The sequence below is a fragment of the Nonomuraea solani genome, assembly GCF_900108335.1.
Lineage (GTDB): Bacteria > Actinomycetota > Actinomycetes > Streptosporangiales > Streptosporangiaceae > Nonomuraea > Nonomuraea solani.
On record NZ_FNVT01000016.1, the window covers coordinates 172644 to 189818 of the forward strand.

The 17175-nt window shown below is 71.7% G+C and carries 12 protein-coding genes; 6 read left to right on the plus strand and 6 right to left on the minus strand.

Features of this window, described 5'->3' with window-relative positions; all coding sequences use genetic code 11:
- The first annotated feature begins 32 nt into the window (after nucleotides 1-32).
- Nucleotides 33-470, plus strand: a complete 438-nt coding sequence (locus C4V41_RS41985) for a MarR family winged helix-turn-helix transcriptional regulator (protein ID WP_200824584.1) — start codon at nucleotides 33-35, stop codon at nucleotides 468-470.
- Here the strand turns inward: C4V41_RS41985 and C4V41_RS41990 are convergent.
- The gene (locus C4V41_RS41990) at nucleotides 434-715 is read right to left on the minus strand and encodes a hypothetical protein (protein ID WP_200824585.1); all 282 of its coding nucleotides are present in this window, start codon (nucleotides 713-715) and stop codon (nucleotides 434-436) included. The two genes, C4V41_RS41985 and C4V41_RS41990, sit on opposite strands and share 37 nt — an antisense overlap.
- Nucleotides 716-857: 142 nt before the next feature.
- Between C4V41_RS41990 and C4V41_RS41995 the strand changes: the two genes are divergently transcribed.
- From C4V41_RS41995 to C4V41_RS42005, 3 genes are all read left to right on the plus strand, one after another.
- Complete coding sequence (locus tag C4V41_RS41995; RefSeq protein ID WP_146103988.1) at nucleotides 858-1469, plus strand: hypothetical protein; 612 nt, start codon at nucleotides 858-860, stop codon at nucleotides 1467-1469.
- 100 nt (nucleotides 1470-1569) lie between these two features.
- Entirely contained in the window at nucleotides 1570-3069 is a 1500-nt protein-coding gene (locus C4V41_RS42000) for a M28 family peptidase (protein ID WP_103961602.1), read from the plus strand.
- A gap of 59 nt (nucleotides 3070-3128) precedes the next feature.
- The gene (locus C4V41_RS42005) at nucleotides 3129-4502 is read left to right on the plus strand and encodes a M28 family metallopeptidase (protein WP_103961603.1); all 1374 of its coding nucleotides are present in this window, start codon (nucleotides 3129-3131) and stop codon (nucleotides 4500-4502) included.
- 62 nt (nucleotides 4503-4564) lie between these two features.
- Here C4V41_RS42005 and C4V41_RS42010 read toward each other — a convergent pair whose 3' ends face one another.
- Nucleotides 4565-6070, minus strand: coding sequence for a M28 family peptidase (locus C4V41_RS42010; protein ID WP_103961604.1), 1506 nt, complete (start codon nucleotides 6068-6070; stop codon nucleotides 4565-4567).
- Between the two features lie 115 nt (nucleotides 6071-6185).
- Complete coding sequence (locus tag C4V41_RS42015) at nucleotides 6186-7130, minus strand: DNA polymerase domain-containing protein (protein WP_235030717.1); 945 nt, start codon at nucleotides 7128-7130, stop codon at nucleotides 6186-6188.
- A 49-nt stretch (nucleotides 7131-7179) separates the two neighbouring features.
- Here C4V41_RS42015 and C4V41_RS42020 point away from each other — a divergent pair, with 49 nt between their 5' ends.
- A complete protein-coding gene (locus C4V41_RS42020; protein ID WP_235030718.1) occupies nucleotides 7180-7785 on the plus strand; it encodes a histidine phosphatase family protein in 606 nt (201 codons plus the stop codon).
- 7 nt (nucleotides 7786-7792) lie between these two features.
- Here the strand turns inward: C4V41_RS42020 and C4V41_RS42025 are convergent, their stop codons facing one another.
- The 3 genes from C4V41_RS42025 to C4V41_RS42035 form a co-directional block, all read right to left on the minus strand.
- Entirely contained in the window at nucleotides 7793-9916 is a 2124-nt protein-coding gene (locus C4V41_RS42025) for a carbon starvation CstA family protein (protein WP_103961607.1), read from the minus strand.
- A complete protein-coding gene (locus tag C4V41_RS42030) occupies nucleotides 9913-10248 on the minus strand; it encodes a hypothetical protein (protein ID WP_103961608.1) in 336 nt (111 codons plus the stop codon). Before C4V41_RS42030 ends, C4V41_RS42025 begins: the two co-directional genes overlap by 4 nt.
- Nucleotides 10249-10362: 114 nt before the next feature.
- Nucleotides 10363-14112: a S8 family serine peptidase gene (locus tag C4V41_RS42035; RefSeq protein WP_103961609.1), complete on the minus strand. Its 3750-nt coding sequence runs from the start codon at nucleotides 14110-14112 to the stop codon at nucleotides 10363-10365.
- A 178-nt stretch (nucleotides 14113-14290) separates the two neighbouring features.
- Between C4V41_RS42035 and C4V41_RS65940 the strand changes: the two genes are divergently transcribed.
- The gene (locus C4V41_RS65940; protein ID WP_160150571.1) at nucleotides 14291-17173 is read left to right on the plus strand and encodes an ATP-binding protein; all 2883 of its coding nucleotides are present in this window, start codon (nucleotides 14291-14293) and stop codon (nucleotides 17171-17173) included.
- Nucleotides 17174-17175 lie beyond the last annotated feature (2 nt).

A 17175-nucleotide genomic window follows, 5' to 3' on the forward strand; every position in this document is an offset into this window, starting at 1 on the left:
ATGTGCGGATCGCATGCAATATGCTTCACGGCATGAGTGATGAGGAGGCCGGGCCGGCGTTGTTCCGGCTGGTGCGCTTCTGGTCGCGGCGGTGGGCCGGGCGGGCGGCGGAGTCGGCCGGGGAGCAGCGCCACGTGCAGCACATCCTGGTGGTGGAGGCCGTCCGGACGAGCGACGGGGCCACGGGGCCCACAGTGGGCACGGTGGCGCATCAGCTCGGCCTCGACCACTCGGGCGCCAGCCGCATGGTCAGGGATGCCGTGGAGGCGGGCTACCTGGCGCGCGATACTTCCGACAGCGACCGGCGGCGGGCCTGTCTGCGGCTCACGGAGGACGGGCACGCGCTGCTGGCGGGGTCGCGGCAGTGGCAGCGGCACGCCTTCGAGGAGCTGACCGCCTCCTGGGACGAGCACGACCGGCGCCAGTTCGGCGCCTACCTGCGGAGATTGGCGGACGACGTGGGAGCGTGAAGGCGGGCGATCGGGGCCAGGGTCGCCAGGGCGAGCAGGCCCAGCAGGATGAACGCCGGTCCGAAGCCGCCGGTGGTGTCCCTCAGCGCGCCCACCAGCACGGGAGCGAGCGCCGCGCAGGCGTAGCCGACGAAGAACGCCATGGCGCTGACCCGCCCGGCCTCGGCGGCGTCGCGGCTGATCACCACGGGCAGGGTCAGAACGAGCGTGAACAGGCCGCCGTCCTCGTGCAGCAGCGGCGCCACCCAGGCCAGCTCGCAGTAGTACAGCGCCCAGTTGGCGGCCCGTCACCTTCCAGGCCGCACCGCTACGCCACGGCTCCTCGGCTTGACCTTAACGCGACGTCAACGTTTCTAATCGGAGGCAGGACATCCGAAAGAGAGGAACGTGATGGGCGGAGCCGTGCTGCGGATCCTGGGGTTCGAGCTGAAAGGGCTGGCCGGCATCGGGTTGTGGGTGCTGCGCCGGCGGCACGGGGTGCCCGAGGGCGCGACCGTCGTGACGTACGCCAAGGAGCAGGCGTTCATGCTGGGGCTGATGACGTTCGCGATGGCGGTCGAGACGGTGATCGTCGACCTGCTGCTGGTCGCGTTCGACGTGCCGGCCTGGATCCGCTACACGGTGCTGGCCGCCGACGTCTACGGCCTGCTGTTCAGCGCCATGCTGGCCGCCACCTGCGCCACCCGCCCCCACGTCGTCACGCCCTCCGAGCTGCGCGTCCGGTACGCCGCCTACTTCGACCTGCGCGTCCCCCTCGACCGGATCGCCGCCGTGCGGACGAGCCGCAACTACAACGAGGACGGCATGGTCACCGTCAAGGACGGGAGGCTGACCGTGGCGGTCGCCTCGCAGACCAACATGACGATCGAGCTGACCGAGCCGATCATCGTCGTCCGCCCGCTCGGTGCCCGCGCCGAGGTCACCTCGATCCGCCTGTTCGCCGACTTTCCCGACCAGGCGCTGATCGCCCTGGGCGCCGGACAGAGCGCACTTTCCTAAGAGCCAGGCGAGGGTTAAGTTCCATACAGCACCATCTCGGGATCTTCCACCCTCGACCTCGGATGGAGGCGCCGCCATGCTGTTATCCCGAAATATCGGCATGAGATCACCCATCGCAGCGGCGATCGCAACACTGTCCCTGACCCTGGCCGCCCTGATCCCCACCGCACCCGCCCGAGCGGCCGCGGCCCCCGACATCTCCCTGGCCAACGTCAAAGCCCACCTGTCCCAGCTCCAGTCCATCGCCACCGCCAACGGCGGCACCCGGGCCCACGGCCGGCCCGGCTACCTGGCCTCGGCGAACTACGTCAAGGGCCAGCTCGACGCCGCCGGATTCACCACCGTCCTGCAGTCGTTCACCTACAACGGCGCCACCGGCTACAACGTCATAGCCGACTGGCCGGGCGGCGACCCCAACGACATCCTCATGACCGGCGCGCACCTCGACAGCGTCACCGCGGGTCCTGGCATCAACGACAACGGCTCGGGCAGCGCGTCCATTTTGGAGACCGCGCTCGAAGTGGCCCGCCAGTCGCTCCAGCCCGCCAAGCACCTGCGCTTCGCCTGGTGGGGCGCGGAAGAGCTGGGGCTGCGCGGATCGCAGTTCTACGTCAACAACCTGCCGGCCGCCGAACGCGCGCGGATCAAGGGGTACCTGAACTTCGACATGGTCGGATCCCCCAACCCGGGCTACTTCGTGTACGACGGCGACAACTCGGACGGCACCGGCTCAGGCCCAGGCCCGGCCGGGTCCGCGGCCATCGAGCGCACGATCCAGGACTACTTCACCTCGATCGGGGTGCCGACGCGCGGCACCGACTTCGACGGCCGCTCCGACTACGGTCCCTTCATCGCGGTGGGCATCCCGGCGGGCGGCACGTTCACCGGGGCCGAGGGCATCAAGAGCTCCGCCCAGGCCACGCTGTGGGGCGGCACGGCGGGGCAGGCGTTCGACGTCTGTTACCACCGCGCCTGCGACACGACCGCCAACATCAACGACACCGCGCTGAACAGGAACGCCGACGCCATCGCGTACGCCGTGTGGACGATCGCCACCGCCGTACCGCCGATCACGGTCTGGCAGGACACGTTCGAGACCGCGAACGGCTGGACGGTGAACCCGAGCAGCACCGACACCGCCACCATCGGACAGTGGGAGCGGGGCGACCCCGAGGCCACCACCTCCAGCGGCGCCAAGCAGCTCGGCACCACGGTCAGCGGCACGAACGACCTGGTCACCGGTCGCACGGCGGGCGCTTCCGCCGGCGCGAACGACCTCGACGGCGGCATCAGCTCGATCCAGTCACCGCCGATCACGCTGCCGACGGGCACGCTGAACCTCTCGCTCTCGTGGTACCTGGCGCACGGCTCGAACGCCTCCAGCGCCGACTACCTGCGGGTGCGCGTGGTCGGCAGCACCACCGCCACCGTGCTCAACCAGACCGGCGCGGCCACGAACCGCAACGGCGCCTGGGCCACGGCCACGGCGAGCCTGAACGCCTTCGCGGGCCAGACGGTCCGCATCCTCATCGACGCGGCCGACGCCTCAGGGGCCTCCCTGGTCGAGGCGGGCGTCGACGACGTCAAGATCACCCGATAGCTCCTCCCGCGGGCCGGCCCCGCACGGGACCGGCCCGCCACCTCCCGTGGAGCCACACCATGTCCCCTCTTGTCCGAAAATCAGCCCTGCCCTTCCTCGCCGCCGTCCTGCTGGCCGGGGTGCTGACCCCGGCCGCCGAGGCGCGCGCGCCGCGCGACCGCGAGATCGACCGGATGGTCCAGCAGGTCGACGCCCGCAACATCGGCCGGATCATCGCCAAGCTCGCGTCGTTCGGCACCAGGCACACGCTGTCCAGCCAGGACGATCCGGTACGCGGCATCGGCGCCGCCAGAGACTGGATCTACGACGAGTACACGAGGATCGCCGCCACCTCCGGCGGCCGCATGACCGTGGAGAAGCAGTCGTTCGTCCAGCCGGTCTCGCCCCGCATCCCGGCGCCCACGGTGATCACGAACGTGGTCGCCACGCTCCGCGGCACCCAGGACGCCTCGGCCGGCCGCACGTACGTCGTCAGCGGCCACTACGACTCCCGCTGCACCGACGTCATGAACGCCACCTGTGACGCCCCCGGCGCCAACGACGACGCCTCCGGGGTCGCGGTCGCCATCGAGGCCGCCCGCGTCATGGCCACCCGCGCGTTCGACGCGACCCTGGTCTTCATGGCCGTCGCGGGCGAGGAGCAGGGCCTGTACGGCTCCGCCCACTACGCCCAGCAGGCCAAGCAGAACGGGGTGGACGTGCAGGGCATGTTCACCAACGACATCGTGGGCAGCGCCGACGGCGAGAACGGCCGGGACGCCAAGGCCGTCCGGGTGTTCTCAGAGGGCGTGCCCACCTCCGAAACCCCGGCCCAGGCCGCCGTGCGCCAGTCGGTCGGCGGCGAGAACGACGGCGTGTCACGCCAGCTCGCCCGCTTCGTCAACGACACGGCGGACCAGTACGTGCCGTGGTTCGACGCCCGCATGTACTACCGCAGGGACCGCTACCTGCGCGGCGGAGACCAGATCCCGTTCCTGCAGCAGGGGTACGCCGCCGTCCGCCTCACCGAGGTGCACGAGGACTACCGGCACCAGCACCAGGATGTGCGGGTGGAGGACGGCGTCCAGTACGGGGACCTGCTGCGGTTCGTCGAGAACGACTACGTGGCGAGGGTGACGCAGGTGAACCTGGCGGCCCTGGCCGCGCTCGCCCGCGCGCCCCGCGCTCCCGGCCGGGCCGCGATCGTCACCGCCCGGCTCACGAACGACACGGATCTGCGGTGGGACGCCAACCCCGAGCCCGACATTTCGGGGTACGAGGTGGTCTGGCGGGCGACCACGGAGCCCCAGTGGACGCACAGCCGGTCCGTGGGCAACGTGACGTCGTACACGGTGGAGGGGCTGTCGAAGGACAACTTCCAGTTCGGCGTGCGCGCCGTGGACGAGCATGGCCATCGCAGCCCGGTCGCGTTCCCGGCACCGGCGTCATCCTGACACCGGTGGCCGAAGCCCGGGATGGCCGGGTGGGTGGACGGGCCACCCACCCGACCGGCCTTTTACTCGCTGGTCGTGGCGACGGCCGCCTGGGCCGCGGCCGGGGCCGTTCTCGGCGGGATGGAGCGCAGGTTGAAGGCGAATCTCGCCGTCGAGTCCGCGATCGCGTCCGCGTCCACGTCGAGTGCCGTGGCGTTGATGTTGGCGATGGTGTCACAGGCCTGGTGGTAGCAGATGTCGTACGCCACCCCGGCCGTGCCACCGAACAGCGCCGCCTCCTCGGGCGTCTTGATGCCCTCGGCGCCGGTGAAGATGCCGCCCGCCGGGATGCCGACCGCGATGAACGGCCCGTAGTCGGACCGCCCGTCGAAGTCGGTGCCGACGGTGGGCAGGCTGCGGGTGCCGTAGAACCGCGCGAGCTGCTGCTCGATCTGCGCCGATCCGGGCGGGCCCGCCGGCGAGCCGACGCCGTCGGAGTCGTCGCCGTCGTAGAGCTTGTAGGCGAAGTTCGGTGAGGCGACCATGTCGAAGTTCAGGTAGACCCTGATGCGGTCGCGCTGCGCCTCCGACAGGGATTCGACGTACTGGTCGGAGCCGAGCAGGCCGATCTCCTCAGCGGCCCAGAACGCGAACCGGACCTTGTTCTTGACCGGATAGAGTGCCATCTCCTCGGCCACCTCAAGGATCGAGGCGCTGCCGGAGCCGTTGTCGTTGATGCCGGGCCCGGCGGGCACGCTGTCGAGGTGCGCGCCGACCATGACGACGTTGCGCGGGTCACCGAAGCGGGACTCGGCGATCACGTTGTCGTTGGTGCCGAGCGTGAGCGTGGCGTCCACCCTGAGCCGGACCGTCGCGCCGGGCGTGGCGGCCAGTTCGTTGCCCACGGCGAAGTCGGCGAACACCATCGGGACGCCGGCCCGCCACTCGCCGATGTCCAGCGCGAACGCGTCCGTACGCCCCGGCTGGCCCTCGTTGAAGACGATGATCCCGGAGGCTCCCGCGCGGCCCGCGTTGCGGATCTTCTGGGCGAAGGCGCAGGTGCCGCGCTGGATGAGCGCGATCCGGCCCGCCACGAAGCCGGCGAAGTCCGACGCCTCGCAGCCGCTGGTGGACGTGGGGGTCGGGGTCGGCGGCAGCGTCAGGTCCACGCCCTGGACCTGCGCGGTCACGTCACCCGCCGGCGAGGGCTGGAAGGTGAAGAAGTCCTCGTTCGGCACGTACGTCTTGGCGCTCGGCGCGGTGAGGTTGAGCGTGGGCGGGCTGTTCTCGGTCCAGCCCTCGACGAAGTTGATCGGCTGCAGCGTCACCTTGTACCCGGCCTTGCGCAGCTTGCCCGCGACGTAGTCACGGGAGGCGTTGTAGCCGGGGGTGCCGGCGGCGCGGTTGCCGCCGTTCGCAGTGGCGATCGCCTGGAGGGCGTCGAGGTGCTTGCTGACGTTGGTTCCCTTGACCTGCTTGACGAGCAGCTTGGCGAACACGTCGTCGAGACCTCCCGTCGCCTGGGCCGGCGCGGCCATGACGAGCGGTAAGGAGAGTGCGGTGACCAGTGCGATGACGATTCTGCGCATTCAGGCTCCCCCTAGGGACGGGAATCGCGGCGATGTCCCCCGAGCCGCCGCGAACGGACGGTAACCCGCCCAGAAACCCGTGTGAAGACCCACTAATGCGGCAAAATCCGGACAGTTACTCCTCGCGGCGGGCGCGGGCCCGCCGCTTGCCCTCGTGCATCGCCTGTACGCGGGCCACCGGAATCGTGTGCCCCTCCGCGACCAGGTCGTCGGGCAGCCGCTGCGGCGCGGGCATCGACTCGGCCCACGGGTCGCCCTTGAGCAGCCCGGGCGCCGTGTGCACGGTGAAGTCGCCCGGCGCAACCTGGTCGAGGTCGTCCCAGGCCACGGGGAAGGAGACGGGCACGCCCGGCCGGATGCGCGGGCTGTAGGCGGCCGCCACGGTGGCACCGCCCGCGCGGGTGGAGTCGAGGAAGACCTTGCCCTCGCGGTCTTCACGGATGAACGCCGTGGTGGCCAGCGCCGGATCGATGCGCTCGGCCCGCGCGGCGACGGCGCGGGTGGCCGCCGCCAGGTCCTCCACGACGGTGCCGGCCTCGATCGGCACGAACACGTGCACGCCCTTGGCGCCGCTCGTCTTCACCGCCCCGGTCAGCCCGGCGTCCGCCAGGGCCTGGTGGACCAGGAACGCGCCGCGTACGGCCAGCGAGAAGGCGTCGGAGTCTTCCGGCGGGTCGAGGTCGAGGATCAGGTGGGTGGCGTGGTCACCGACGAAGAGCGCGGGGTGGTATTCGACGGCCCGCTGGTTGGCGAACCACAGCAGCGTCCTCCTGTCGTTGCACAGCGCGTAGGTCACCTGCCGCCGCGACGCGTCGGCCCACAGCGACACCGACTCCATCCAGTCGGGGGCGTATTTGGGCAGGTTCTTCTGCATGAACGGCTGCTGGCCCGGGCGCACCCTGATCACGGAGAGGGCGCGGTCGCGCAGGGCCGGAATGATGCGCTCGCGCACGGCGTCGAGGTAGTCGACCAGATCGCGCTTGGTGGCGCCCGCACCGTCGAACAGCGGCTGGTCGAGGTTGGTCAGGGCGACGCCGTCGCGCGTCTCATCAGCGGCCACCTGTCCTACCATGCCGATACTCGAACGTATGGTCAACCAAGGAGCCGCTTTGACGCGTCACCTCTACATCACCCGTCACGGCGAGGCCGCGCCGGACGGCACCGGGCTCACCGCAAACGGCCGCCGCCAGGCCGCGCTGCTCGGCGAGCGCCTCAAGGACGTGCCCTTCTCCGCCGTCCACCACGGCCCGCTGCCCAGGGCCGCGCAGACCGCCCGGCTGATCGGCGAGAGCCTGCCCGGCGTCCCTCTGCGCGAGAGCGAGATCGCCGGCGACTACGTTCCCTACGTGCCGGTCGAGGGCGAACTGCCCGCCGAGATCGCCGCCCAGTACAAGCGCTTCTTCGAGCCGGTCACGCCGGAGGAGCGCGAGGAGGGAGCGCGGCTCGCGAGCCAGGCCCTCGACCTGTTCACCGGGCCTGCCAACGAGCCCCGCCACGAGCTGGTCGTCACGCACAACTTCCTGGTCGGCTGGCTCGTCCGGGCCGCCATGGACGCCCCGCCGTGGCGCTGGCTCGGGGTCAACCAGGCCAACGCCGCCCTGACCGTCATCCGGTACGCGCCCGGCCGCCCCTCCTCCGTGCTGGTCTTCAACGACATGAGCCACCTGCCGCGCGAGCTCCGGTGGACGGGTTTCCCACCAGAGCAGCACGTCTGAGCAGCGGTTATCCGCTCGAAGAGGACTTGGCCATCATCTCCCTCTCCTCGCGGGTGGGGATGAGGCCGGCGGGCGCCAGGATCTTGGACTCCTCGAACGGCGCCTCCGTGCTCGGCAGCGGCTCCCGCGTCCTGATCGCCTTCGTCCAGACGCGCGCGGCGTCGAGGATCACCACGATGATCAGGATCGCGAACAGCGCCGCCAGGACGCCGTCCACGGTCGAGTTGATCACGATCTGCCGCATCGCGTCCGTCGTCTTGGCGGGCGCGAGCAACTGCCCCTGGTCCAGCGCGGTCTGGTAGCGGTCACGCTGGGCGAAGAAGCCGAGCGTCGGGTCGGCCGAGAACACCTTCTGGTAGCTGGCGGTCAGCGTGACCGCCGCGTCCCAGGCCAGCGGCACCCCCGTCACCCAGGCCCATTTCAGCCGGCCGCTCTTGATCAGCAGCGTGGTGGCCACAGTGAGCGCGACGGCGGCGAGGAGCTGGTTGGCGATGCCGAACAGTGGGAAGAGCTGGTTGATCCCGCCGAGGGGGTCGTTGACGCCCTGGTAGAGGAAGTATCCCCAGGCCGCCACGACGACGGCGCTGGAGGCGACCAAGCCGGGCCACCAGCTCACCCGGCCGATCGGCTTCCACAGGTTGCCGAGCGTGTCCTGGAGCATGAACCGGCCCACCCGTGTCCCGGCGTCGACCGTGGTGAGGATGAACAGCGCCTCGAACATGATCGCGAAGTGGTACCAGAACGCCTGCAGCCCCGCTCCCCCGATGAACCCGGAGAAGATCTGCGAGATGCCCACCGCCAGCGTGGGCGCGCCGCCCGTCCGGGCGATCAGCGTCTCCTCCTGTACGGCCGCCGCCGCGGCCTGCAGTTGCTCGGGCGTGATGACGAAGCCCATGTTGGTCACCGCCGCGGAGGCGGTCTCCACCGTGGGCCCGACGACGCCCGCCGGGGAGTTCATGGCGAAGTAGAGCCCGGGGGTCAGCACGCAGGCCGCCGTGATCGCCATCACGGCCACGAACGACTCCATCAGCATGGAGCCGTACCCGATCATGCGAACCTGGGACTCCTTCTGGATCATCTTGGGCGTCGTGCCGGACGAGATCAGCGAGTGGAACCCCGACAGCGCGCCGCAGGCGATGATGATGAACACGAACGGGAACAGCGACCCCGCGAAGACCGGCCCCTTGCCGCTGAAGGCGAAGTCGGTGAAGGCCGTGGTCTGCAGCGGCGGCATGGTGATGGCGATGCCGATCGCGATCAGCACGATGGTGCCGATCTTCATGAACGTCGACAGGTAGTCGCGCGGCGCGAGCAGCATCCAGACGGGCAGCACGGCGGCGACGAACCCGTACGCGATCAGCCACAGCGCCAGTGCCGACGGGCTGAGCGTGAAGAACGGCGCCCAGCTCGAATCCTGCACCCAGCCACCGGCCACGATCGCCAGGAGCAGCAGCGCGACCCCGATCACCGTGGTCTCGACGACCCGGCCCGGCCGGATGACCCGCAGGTAGAACCCCATGAACAGGGCGATCGGAATCGTCATCGCGATGGAGAAGACCCCCCACGGCGACTGCGCCAGGGCGTTGACCACGACCAGCGCCAGCACCGCGAGCAGGATGATCATGATGGCGAAGACCGCGATGAGCGCCGCCGCCCCGCCGACCGGCCCGATCTCGTCGCGGGCCATCTGCCCGAGGCTGCGGCCGTTGCGCCGCATGGAGAAGAACAGGATCACCATGTCCTGGACGGCCCCGGCGAAGATGACGCCCGCGATGATCCAGATGGTGCCGGGCAGATAACCCATCTGCGCGGCCAGCACGGGCCCGACCAGCGGTCCCGCCCCGGCGATGGCGGCGAAGTGGTGCCCGAACAGGATGCGCCGGTCGGTCGGCTGGTAGTCGATGCCGTTGTCGAGCCGCTCGGCGGGAGTGGCCCTGCGGTCGTCGGCCCGCAGGACCTTGCGCACGATGAAGCGGGCATAGAAGCGGTAGGCGATGGCGTACGAGCCGAGGGCGGCGCAGAGCAGCCACACCGCGTTGACGTTCTCGCCTCTGGACAGGGCGAGCACCGCCCAGCCGACGGCCCCGACGAGGGCGACCGCGGACCAGATGAGGATGGAACGCAGCTTCACCTGTTACCTCCCATATGTATTGGGCGCCCCAGGCAGCAGCGGAGTCCGGCGTCCGGCGGCAGATCGGTGACGAAGCGCCGCCAGCGCCACAGCGGACGGCAGTCGATCGTGACGGGCAGCTCGACCAGATGCACCCAGGCGGTGGGGTGCGCGTACACGAGGTCGCTCCCGAGCCGCCGGGCGCGCCTGGGCAACCGGGCGCGGCGCAGCGGCCTGACCGAGAACTCCCCCGCGTCCGCACAGCAAAGGCCCGTCACATGCCAGTCGAAGAACACCACTTCTTCGTCGCGCAGGGCTTCACGGGCGGCGTGCGTAAGCGTGATACGGGACATCTGTGGCTCCTGAATAACAGGCAGCTCAAGATTCACCGTCGGCCTTCCCGCTGCGGCGACCTCCGAAACGCGAAAGGCCCCCGCCTGGTTGGGGCGGGGGCCTGCTTGAATGCGCTACTTCTTCCAGGGCTCGAAATACGCCACTGTGGCGTAGTCGACCTCCACCGCGTCGGGCGGGGTGCCGCCCGTGGCGCTGGCGCCGGTCACGAAGATCCGGACCCCTTCGGCGCTCGCGTCCACGGCGAGCGCGTGCGCGTCGTCCCTGGCCCCGGCCGCGCCGTCGTAGCGGCCCGACCACACCTCCGCGCCGGTCGCGGCGTCGTACGCGATCGTCACGTAGTCCGAGCCGGCCGCGTCCACCTCGCTCTGGCCCGCGATGACGACCTTGGTGCCGTCCGGGGTGGGCCGCACGCCCATGGCGTAGTCCTCGGCCTTGGCCGGTCCGTCATAGCGCCGCACCCAGGCGCGCCCGCCGGTGGCCGGGTCGAAGGCGATCGTGGTGAAGTCCGCGCCCGTGCCCTCACCGGTGGTGTTGCCGGTGACGTACAGCCTGCCGCCGGGCACCAGCGTCAGATCGTGCGGGTTGTCGCTCTGGTGCCCGGGGCCGTCGTAGCGGTCGGCCCAGATCTCCCTGCCCGTGGTGGCGTCGTAGGCGATCGTCATCGCGTCGGTCTGCGTGTCCGGGTGGACGCTGGCGCCGGTGACGAAGACCGTCTTGTCGTCCGCCGCCATCCCGGAGGGGATGTCGATCCCGTTGGCGGGGCCGTTGTGGCGGGCGGTCCAGAGCTGTTCGCCGGTGGCGGCGTTGTAGGCCACCGTGCCCCAGTCGGCCAGGCCGGTGCCCTCCTCGCCCTGGCTCTGGCCGCTGACGAAGAGCTTCGAGCCGTCCGGGGTCACCTGGATCACCCGGCCGTCGTCGGTGCTGGAGGTGCCCTCGCCCGGCCCGTCGTAGTGCGACAGCCAGGTCCGCTTGCCGGTGGCGGCGTCGTAGGCGACCGTGAAGTAGTCCTCCACACCGCCTTCGCCGCGCGACTCCATGCCGGTGACGTACACGCTCTTGCCGTCGGGGGCGATCGCGAGGCCGTTGCCGAACTCCGTGGCCTGGCCCTGGCCGGTGTGCCGGGTGGCCCAGAGCTCCTTGCCGGTGGCGGTGTCGTACGCGAGCGTCACCGCGTCGTTGCCGGTGTCGGTCCCGGCGCTGATGCCGACGACGTACAGCCTGCTGCCGTCGGGGCTCACGCCGATGGCGGCGGGCTCGTCGAAGTTGCCCGCCGGGCCCACGTAGCTCTTGCTCCACAGCTCGGCGCCGGTGGCCGCGTCATAGGCGACGGTGGCGATGCTCGGGCTGAGCAGGCCGGGCGTGCTGCCGTAGCTGGCGCCCGTCACGTAGACGCGCTTGCCGGTGGGGTCGGTGGCGATGTACTCGGCGGAGTCCTTGCCGCCCGCGGCCCCGTACGTGGCCGCCCACTTCTCCGGCGTCGGCCGGACGAGGACCGGCACGCGCACGGTGTGCCTGCCGTCCTTCCAGGTGAGCTGCCCGCCCGTGTAGGCGTTCATCGGCGCCGAGGTCCGCGTGAACGTGACCGTGAACGCCTTCGTCTCGCCCGGCTTCAGCGTCAGCGTGCCCGGCGACACCCTCGCCGTGATCCCGGCCAGGCCGGTCGTGGACGCCGTGTACGTGGCGGTCGCCGTGCCGACGTTGGTCACCTTGCGCGTCACCGTCCGCGTGCCGGGCAGCCGGCCGATCGCGATCGACGGGACGTTCAGGTCGGTGGCGGCGAACGAGTACTGCTGCCTCTTCAGCAGGTCGCACGTCGAGGGCTGGACGCCGCCGGTGCTGCCGCACAGGAACGCCAGCCAGTCCTTGAGCCCGCTGTCGTAGACCAGCCCTGGCTGGGCGGCGCTGTTCGGGGTGACGTGGCCCGCGCCCTGCCCGAAGATCACCGACGGGTCGGTGGACGGCCCGTCCTTGACGTCGGAGCCGCTGGTCATGAGGGCCGACTTGATGGCCATCGGCGACCAGTCCGGGTGCAGGTCCTTCAGCAGCGCGGCCAGCCCGGCGACGTGCGGGGCGGCCATCGAGGTGCCGCTGGAGACGTTGAAGTCGAGCCCGTTCGCGCCCGGCGGGGCGAAGGCCGCCAGGATGTCCTGGCCGGGGGCGATCAGGTCGGGCTTGAGCAGGTCGCCGCCGCCGGCGCTCAGCGGTCCCCGGGAGGAGAACGCGGCCACGTACGGGGCCGGGGTGTCGGTGGTGATCTTGGCCTGCTCGACCGTCGCGGTCGCCCCTGACGTGGCGGCGTAGTCCTTGACGGCCTTCCTGTCCTTGTCCGACAGGTGCACGGCCGGGATGGTGTGCAGGTCGGAGTTGAGGGAGTTGTCGGCGGTGTTTACCAGGATCATCCCGATGCCGCCCGCCTCGGCGACCGCGACGCTCTTGTTGACCCGAGGCGTCACACCCCGGTCGCACACCACGATCTTGCCCTTGACCTTGGCCGGGTCGAGCACGGCCTTGCCGCCGTTGTCCCTGGCGGCCCAGCACTGCGCCGCGCGCGTCGCGTCGGCGCCGGGCAGCCCCGCCGCCGCGGCGTCAACGAGCGGCGCCGGGCCCGCCTTCGTGGCCACCAGCGAGGCGCCACTGTACGTGGTGCCGTTGCCCAGCGTCGCCGACCCCTGGGTGCCGCGGTTGTGCGTGCCGGCCGCGACCGTCGTCACCCAGGGCGACGGGTGCGCCACCGTGGACGCGGCAGGCCCGCTGTTGCCGCCCGCCGCCGCGACGAACACGCCCGCCTCCGCGGCCGACAGGAACGCGACCTCGGCCGGGTCCAGGAAGTCCGTGCTCGTGCCCGAGACCGAGTAGTTGATGACGTCCACGCCGTCGGCCACCGCCTGGTCGATGGCGGCGACCAGGTCGGAGTAGTAGCCGTTCGCGGTGGAGGCGTCCTGCGTGGACCAGAGCGCCTTGTACGCGGCGACCCTGGCGCGCGGCGCGATGCCGCTGATCTTGCCGAACGCGGCGGCCGGCCCTGTCGTGGCCACGCCGTGGTTGCCCGCGGCCGTCGAGGCGGTGTGGGTGCCGTGCCCGTTGTAGTCGCGCGGCGACTGGAACTCCCACGGGAGCTGTTCCTTGATGCCGGCGTCGCCGCCCCAGCCGGTGTTGAAGTGCTTCGCGCCGACGATCTTGCCGTTGCACAGGGCGGCGTCCCAGGACTTGTCCGGGCTGCCCTGCGTGCACGTGCCACCGTAGCCGGCCGCCTTCCCGTACGCCTTTCCGGCGACGTCGGGGCTGGCGAAGCTCTGGCTGGTCGCCCAGATGCCGCTGTCGATCACGCCGATGACCAGGTCCTCGCCCGCGCCCTGACCACGCGGGCCACCCGTGGGGCCGCCGAGCTGAGCCCAGAGGCCGCCCTGCGCGTCGAGGCCCAGGAAGGCCGGTGTCGAGGACGTCGCGACGGACACCTTTTTGTCCTCGGTCACGGTCACGACGTCGGGTAACGCCCGCATCCTGGCCGCCTGGGACGTGGTCATCCTGGCGGCGAAACCGCCGTAGGAGTACACGTACTCGTAGAGCTTCTTGCCGCCGGTCTTCTTGAGCGCGGCGTCGTGCCGGCTCTTCAGGTGACCGACGTATTCGGTCACCTCGGCCGAGCGGGGTTCGATCTTCTCGCCCCGCTCGGGCTTGGTCTTCGGCAGACCGGCCACGTCCCCCTCGTACGTCGCGACGGGGTCAGGGGCCATCTGCACGATGTAGGTCTTCTGGTCCTCCGCGGCGGCCACGGCCGTGCTCGGCCAGGCGAGCCCGGCCAGCGCGAGCCCGGTCACCGCCACCAGCCGTCTGGGGATTCCCGGAGATTTGGACAGATCCATCGTCGCCCCTCCATGCGTCACCGCGCATCACGCGGACGATCGCCGAGGCTATTGAGGGGCGGGCCGGGTCGGCATCCGTACCGTATACGGATTTTTGGGCATTACTTAACGGCAGTTGACGATCCGGTAGCCTATTTGCGCTGACATGCCGCCATTAGCGCAGGTAGGGGGTGGCCGCATGCCCCATGTCGCCCCCTCGGGCTCGCTCTCGGGCTCGCTCTCTGGCGTGCTCATCGGCCGCCGGGCCGAGCTAGCGCTCCTGCGTACCGTCATCGCCGCCCCTCCCTCGCTCGCCCTGATCGAGGGCGAGGCGGGGATCGGCAAGAGCCGCCTGGTCGCGGAGCTGTTCGCGGCGCCCGACCTGGCCGGGACGCGCCGCCTGGTGGGCCAGTGCGAGCAACTGCAGGAGCCCCTGCCGCTCTCCCCGCTGCTCGACGCCTTCCGCCTGGCCGGGGCGGAGCTGGTCCGGTCGAGGCCGCCGAACCCGGTGATCGGGGCGCTGGCGCCGCTGCTGCCCGAGATCGCCGAGCACCTGCCGCCGCCGCTGCCCCCGCTGCCCGACCAGCGGGCCGAGCGGCACCGCGTGTTCCGCGCGGCCGTCGCCCTGCTGGAGCATCTGAGCCCGCTGGTGCTCGTGCTGGAGGACGTGCACTGGGCCGACGGCGGCACCCACGACTTCCTGGCCTTCCTCGCCGCGCACCAGCCGCGCGACCTGACCGTCATCCTCACCGTACGCACCGAATCGGGGTCGCTGCCCATCCGCGAGGCGTTCGCCCGCGCGCCGTCGGGCCCCGCCCGGACGGTCGGTCTGACCCCGCTGAGCCCGCCCGAGGTGGAGGAGCTCGCGCGGAGCATCCTCAAGACCGAACTCCCCCGTACGTTCGCCGCGCCTCTCTACGAGAAGACCGGCGGCATCCCGTTCGTCGTGGAGGAGGTGCTGCGCACGCTGCTGGAGCGGCTGCCCGCGAGCGAGATCCCGGCCCACCCCGACACGCTCGCCGGGCTGGCCGTGCCGACCGTGCTGCGCGACGTCGTGCTGCAGCGCCTGTCGTCGCTCGACGAGCCGGAGCGGGAGATCGTCGGGGCCGCCGCCGTCATCGGCATGACCCCCGACGACCGGGTGCTCGCGGAGGTCACCGACCGCAGCCCGCCGGAGGTCGCCAAGGCGCTGGCGAAGGCGCAGGCGGTCGGGCTGCTGCACGAGGAGGACGGCCGCAGCCGCTTCCGGCACACGCTCGCCCGGCAGATCGTGTACGAGTCCGTGGCCGCCCCCGGCCGCCGCTGGCTGCATCTGCGGACCGCGCGGGCCCTGGAGTCCGGCGACGGGCCTCGGCCGGTGGCCCGGCTCGCCCACCACTTCCGGCACGCGGGGCGTACCGCGGACTTCGTGGGCAACGCGGAGGCCGCCGCCGACACGGCGCTCGCCCACGGCAACGACGCCACGGCGGCGCGGTTCCTGCTGCAGGCGCTGGAGGTCGGGGAGCTGTCGCGCGACGTACGCGTGCGGCTGGCCGTCAAGCTCGGCCGGGTGGCGGTGGACGGGCTGGCGCACGCGCAGGCCGTACCGATCCTGGAACGCCTGCTGGCCACCGAGCCGCTGCCCGCGGACCCGCGCGGCGAGCTGCGCTTGGCCCTCGGCCGCCTGCTGCGCCAGCACGGGGAGGCGCGGGCCGGCTACCTGCAGATCGAGCGCGCCGTCGACGATCTCGGTGACCGGCCGTCGCTGCTCGGCCGCGCCCTCGCCGTCCTGGCCGCGCCCGAGACCGTCGTGGACCGGCACATCAGCGAGCACGCCGCGCGCTGCGACGAGGCGGAACAGGTGGCCCGCCGCAGCGGCGACCCCGACATCGGCGTCGCGGTACGCATCGCGCGCGCCTCCCTCCTGCTCGAACAGGGCGACCCGGAGAGCTGGCGGCTGATCGACGACCTGCTCCGCGACGACCACCTGCGCGCCTCCCCCCGTGAGCACGCCCGCGCCTGCCTGAACTGGGCCCAGGGCGCCCTGCACGTCGGCCGCCTGGAACGCGCCGAAGCCCTGCTCGCGGAGGGCCGCCAGGTGGCCGGGCAGGCCGAATACCTGCGGGTGGCGGAGGTCGTCGAGCTGGTGAGGGCCGCCGTGGACCGGGCGGCGGGGCGGTGGGACGGGCTGGAGGGCCGGGTGCGGCTGCTGGGCGGCGCGTCGGCCGGCTTCGCGGCGGCCTCCCTTGACTCCCGCCTGCTGCGCGGTGCCCTGCTGGCCGCCACGGGGCCGGCCGAGGAGGCGGTCGCGTGCCTCACGGAGGTGATCGCTCTCGCCGAGCGGGTCGGCGCGGTGTGGCCGCTCATCCCGGCCAGGATGACGATGTCCCGGCTCCTGCTCACCCTCGACGACGCCACCGGCGCCGCCGACCACGCCACGGCCGCGCTCGCGCTGGTCAGGGCGAAGGGGAACTGGGTGTGGGGCGCCGAAAGCGTCCTGTGCCTGGTGGACGCACTAGGGGCTGGGGCCGGGGCTGACGCGGGGCCGGCGGATGGCGCCGGGGCCGGGCTGGTGGCGGAGTTGGCGGCCGGGATCGACGGGGCCGACGCGCCGCTCGCGCAGGCCGCGCTGCTCACCGCGCGGGCCGTGGTGGCGCCGGAGGAGGCCGATGGCCTGCTGGAGCGGGCGCTGGTCACGCTGCGGGAGGCCGGGCTGCGGTACGAGGAGGCGCTGGTGAGCGAACGCCTGGGCCGATGGCGCTGCGAGCACGGATCCGCTGACGGCGGGCGGGCCCTGGAGGACGCGTTGCGCGCGTTCGGGGCGATGGGGGCGGACCGGGACATCGCCCGCGTCTCCCGGATCATGCGGCAGAACGGCGTGCCCATCCCGTACCCGTGGCGAGGCGGGCGGCCGTCGCACGGGCAGACGTTGTCGTCACGCGAGCGCGAGGTGGCGCTGCTGGCGGCGGCCGGGAAGACGAACCAGGAGATCGCGGACGAGCTGTTCCTGTCACGGCGGACGGTCGAGAGCCACGTCGCCAGCGCCCTGCGCAAACTCGGCCTGCCCTCACGCAAGGACCTGCGGACCCTCCCACCCGACTGACG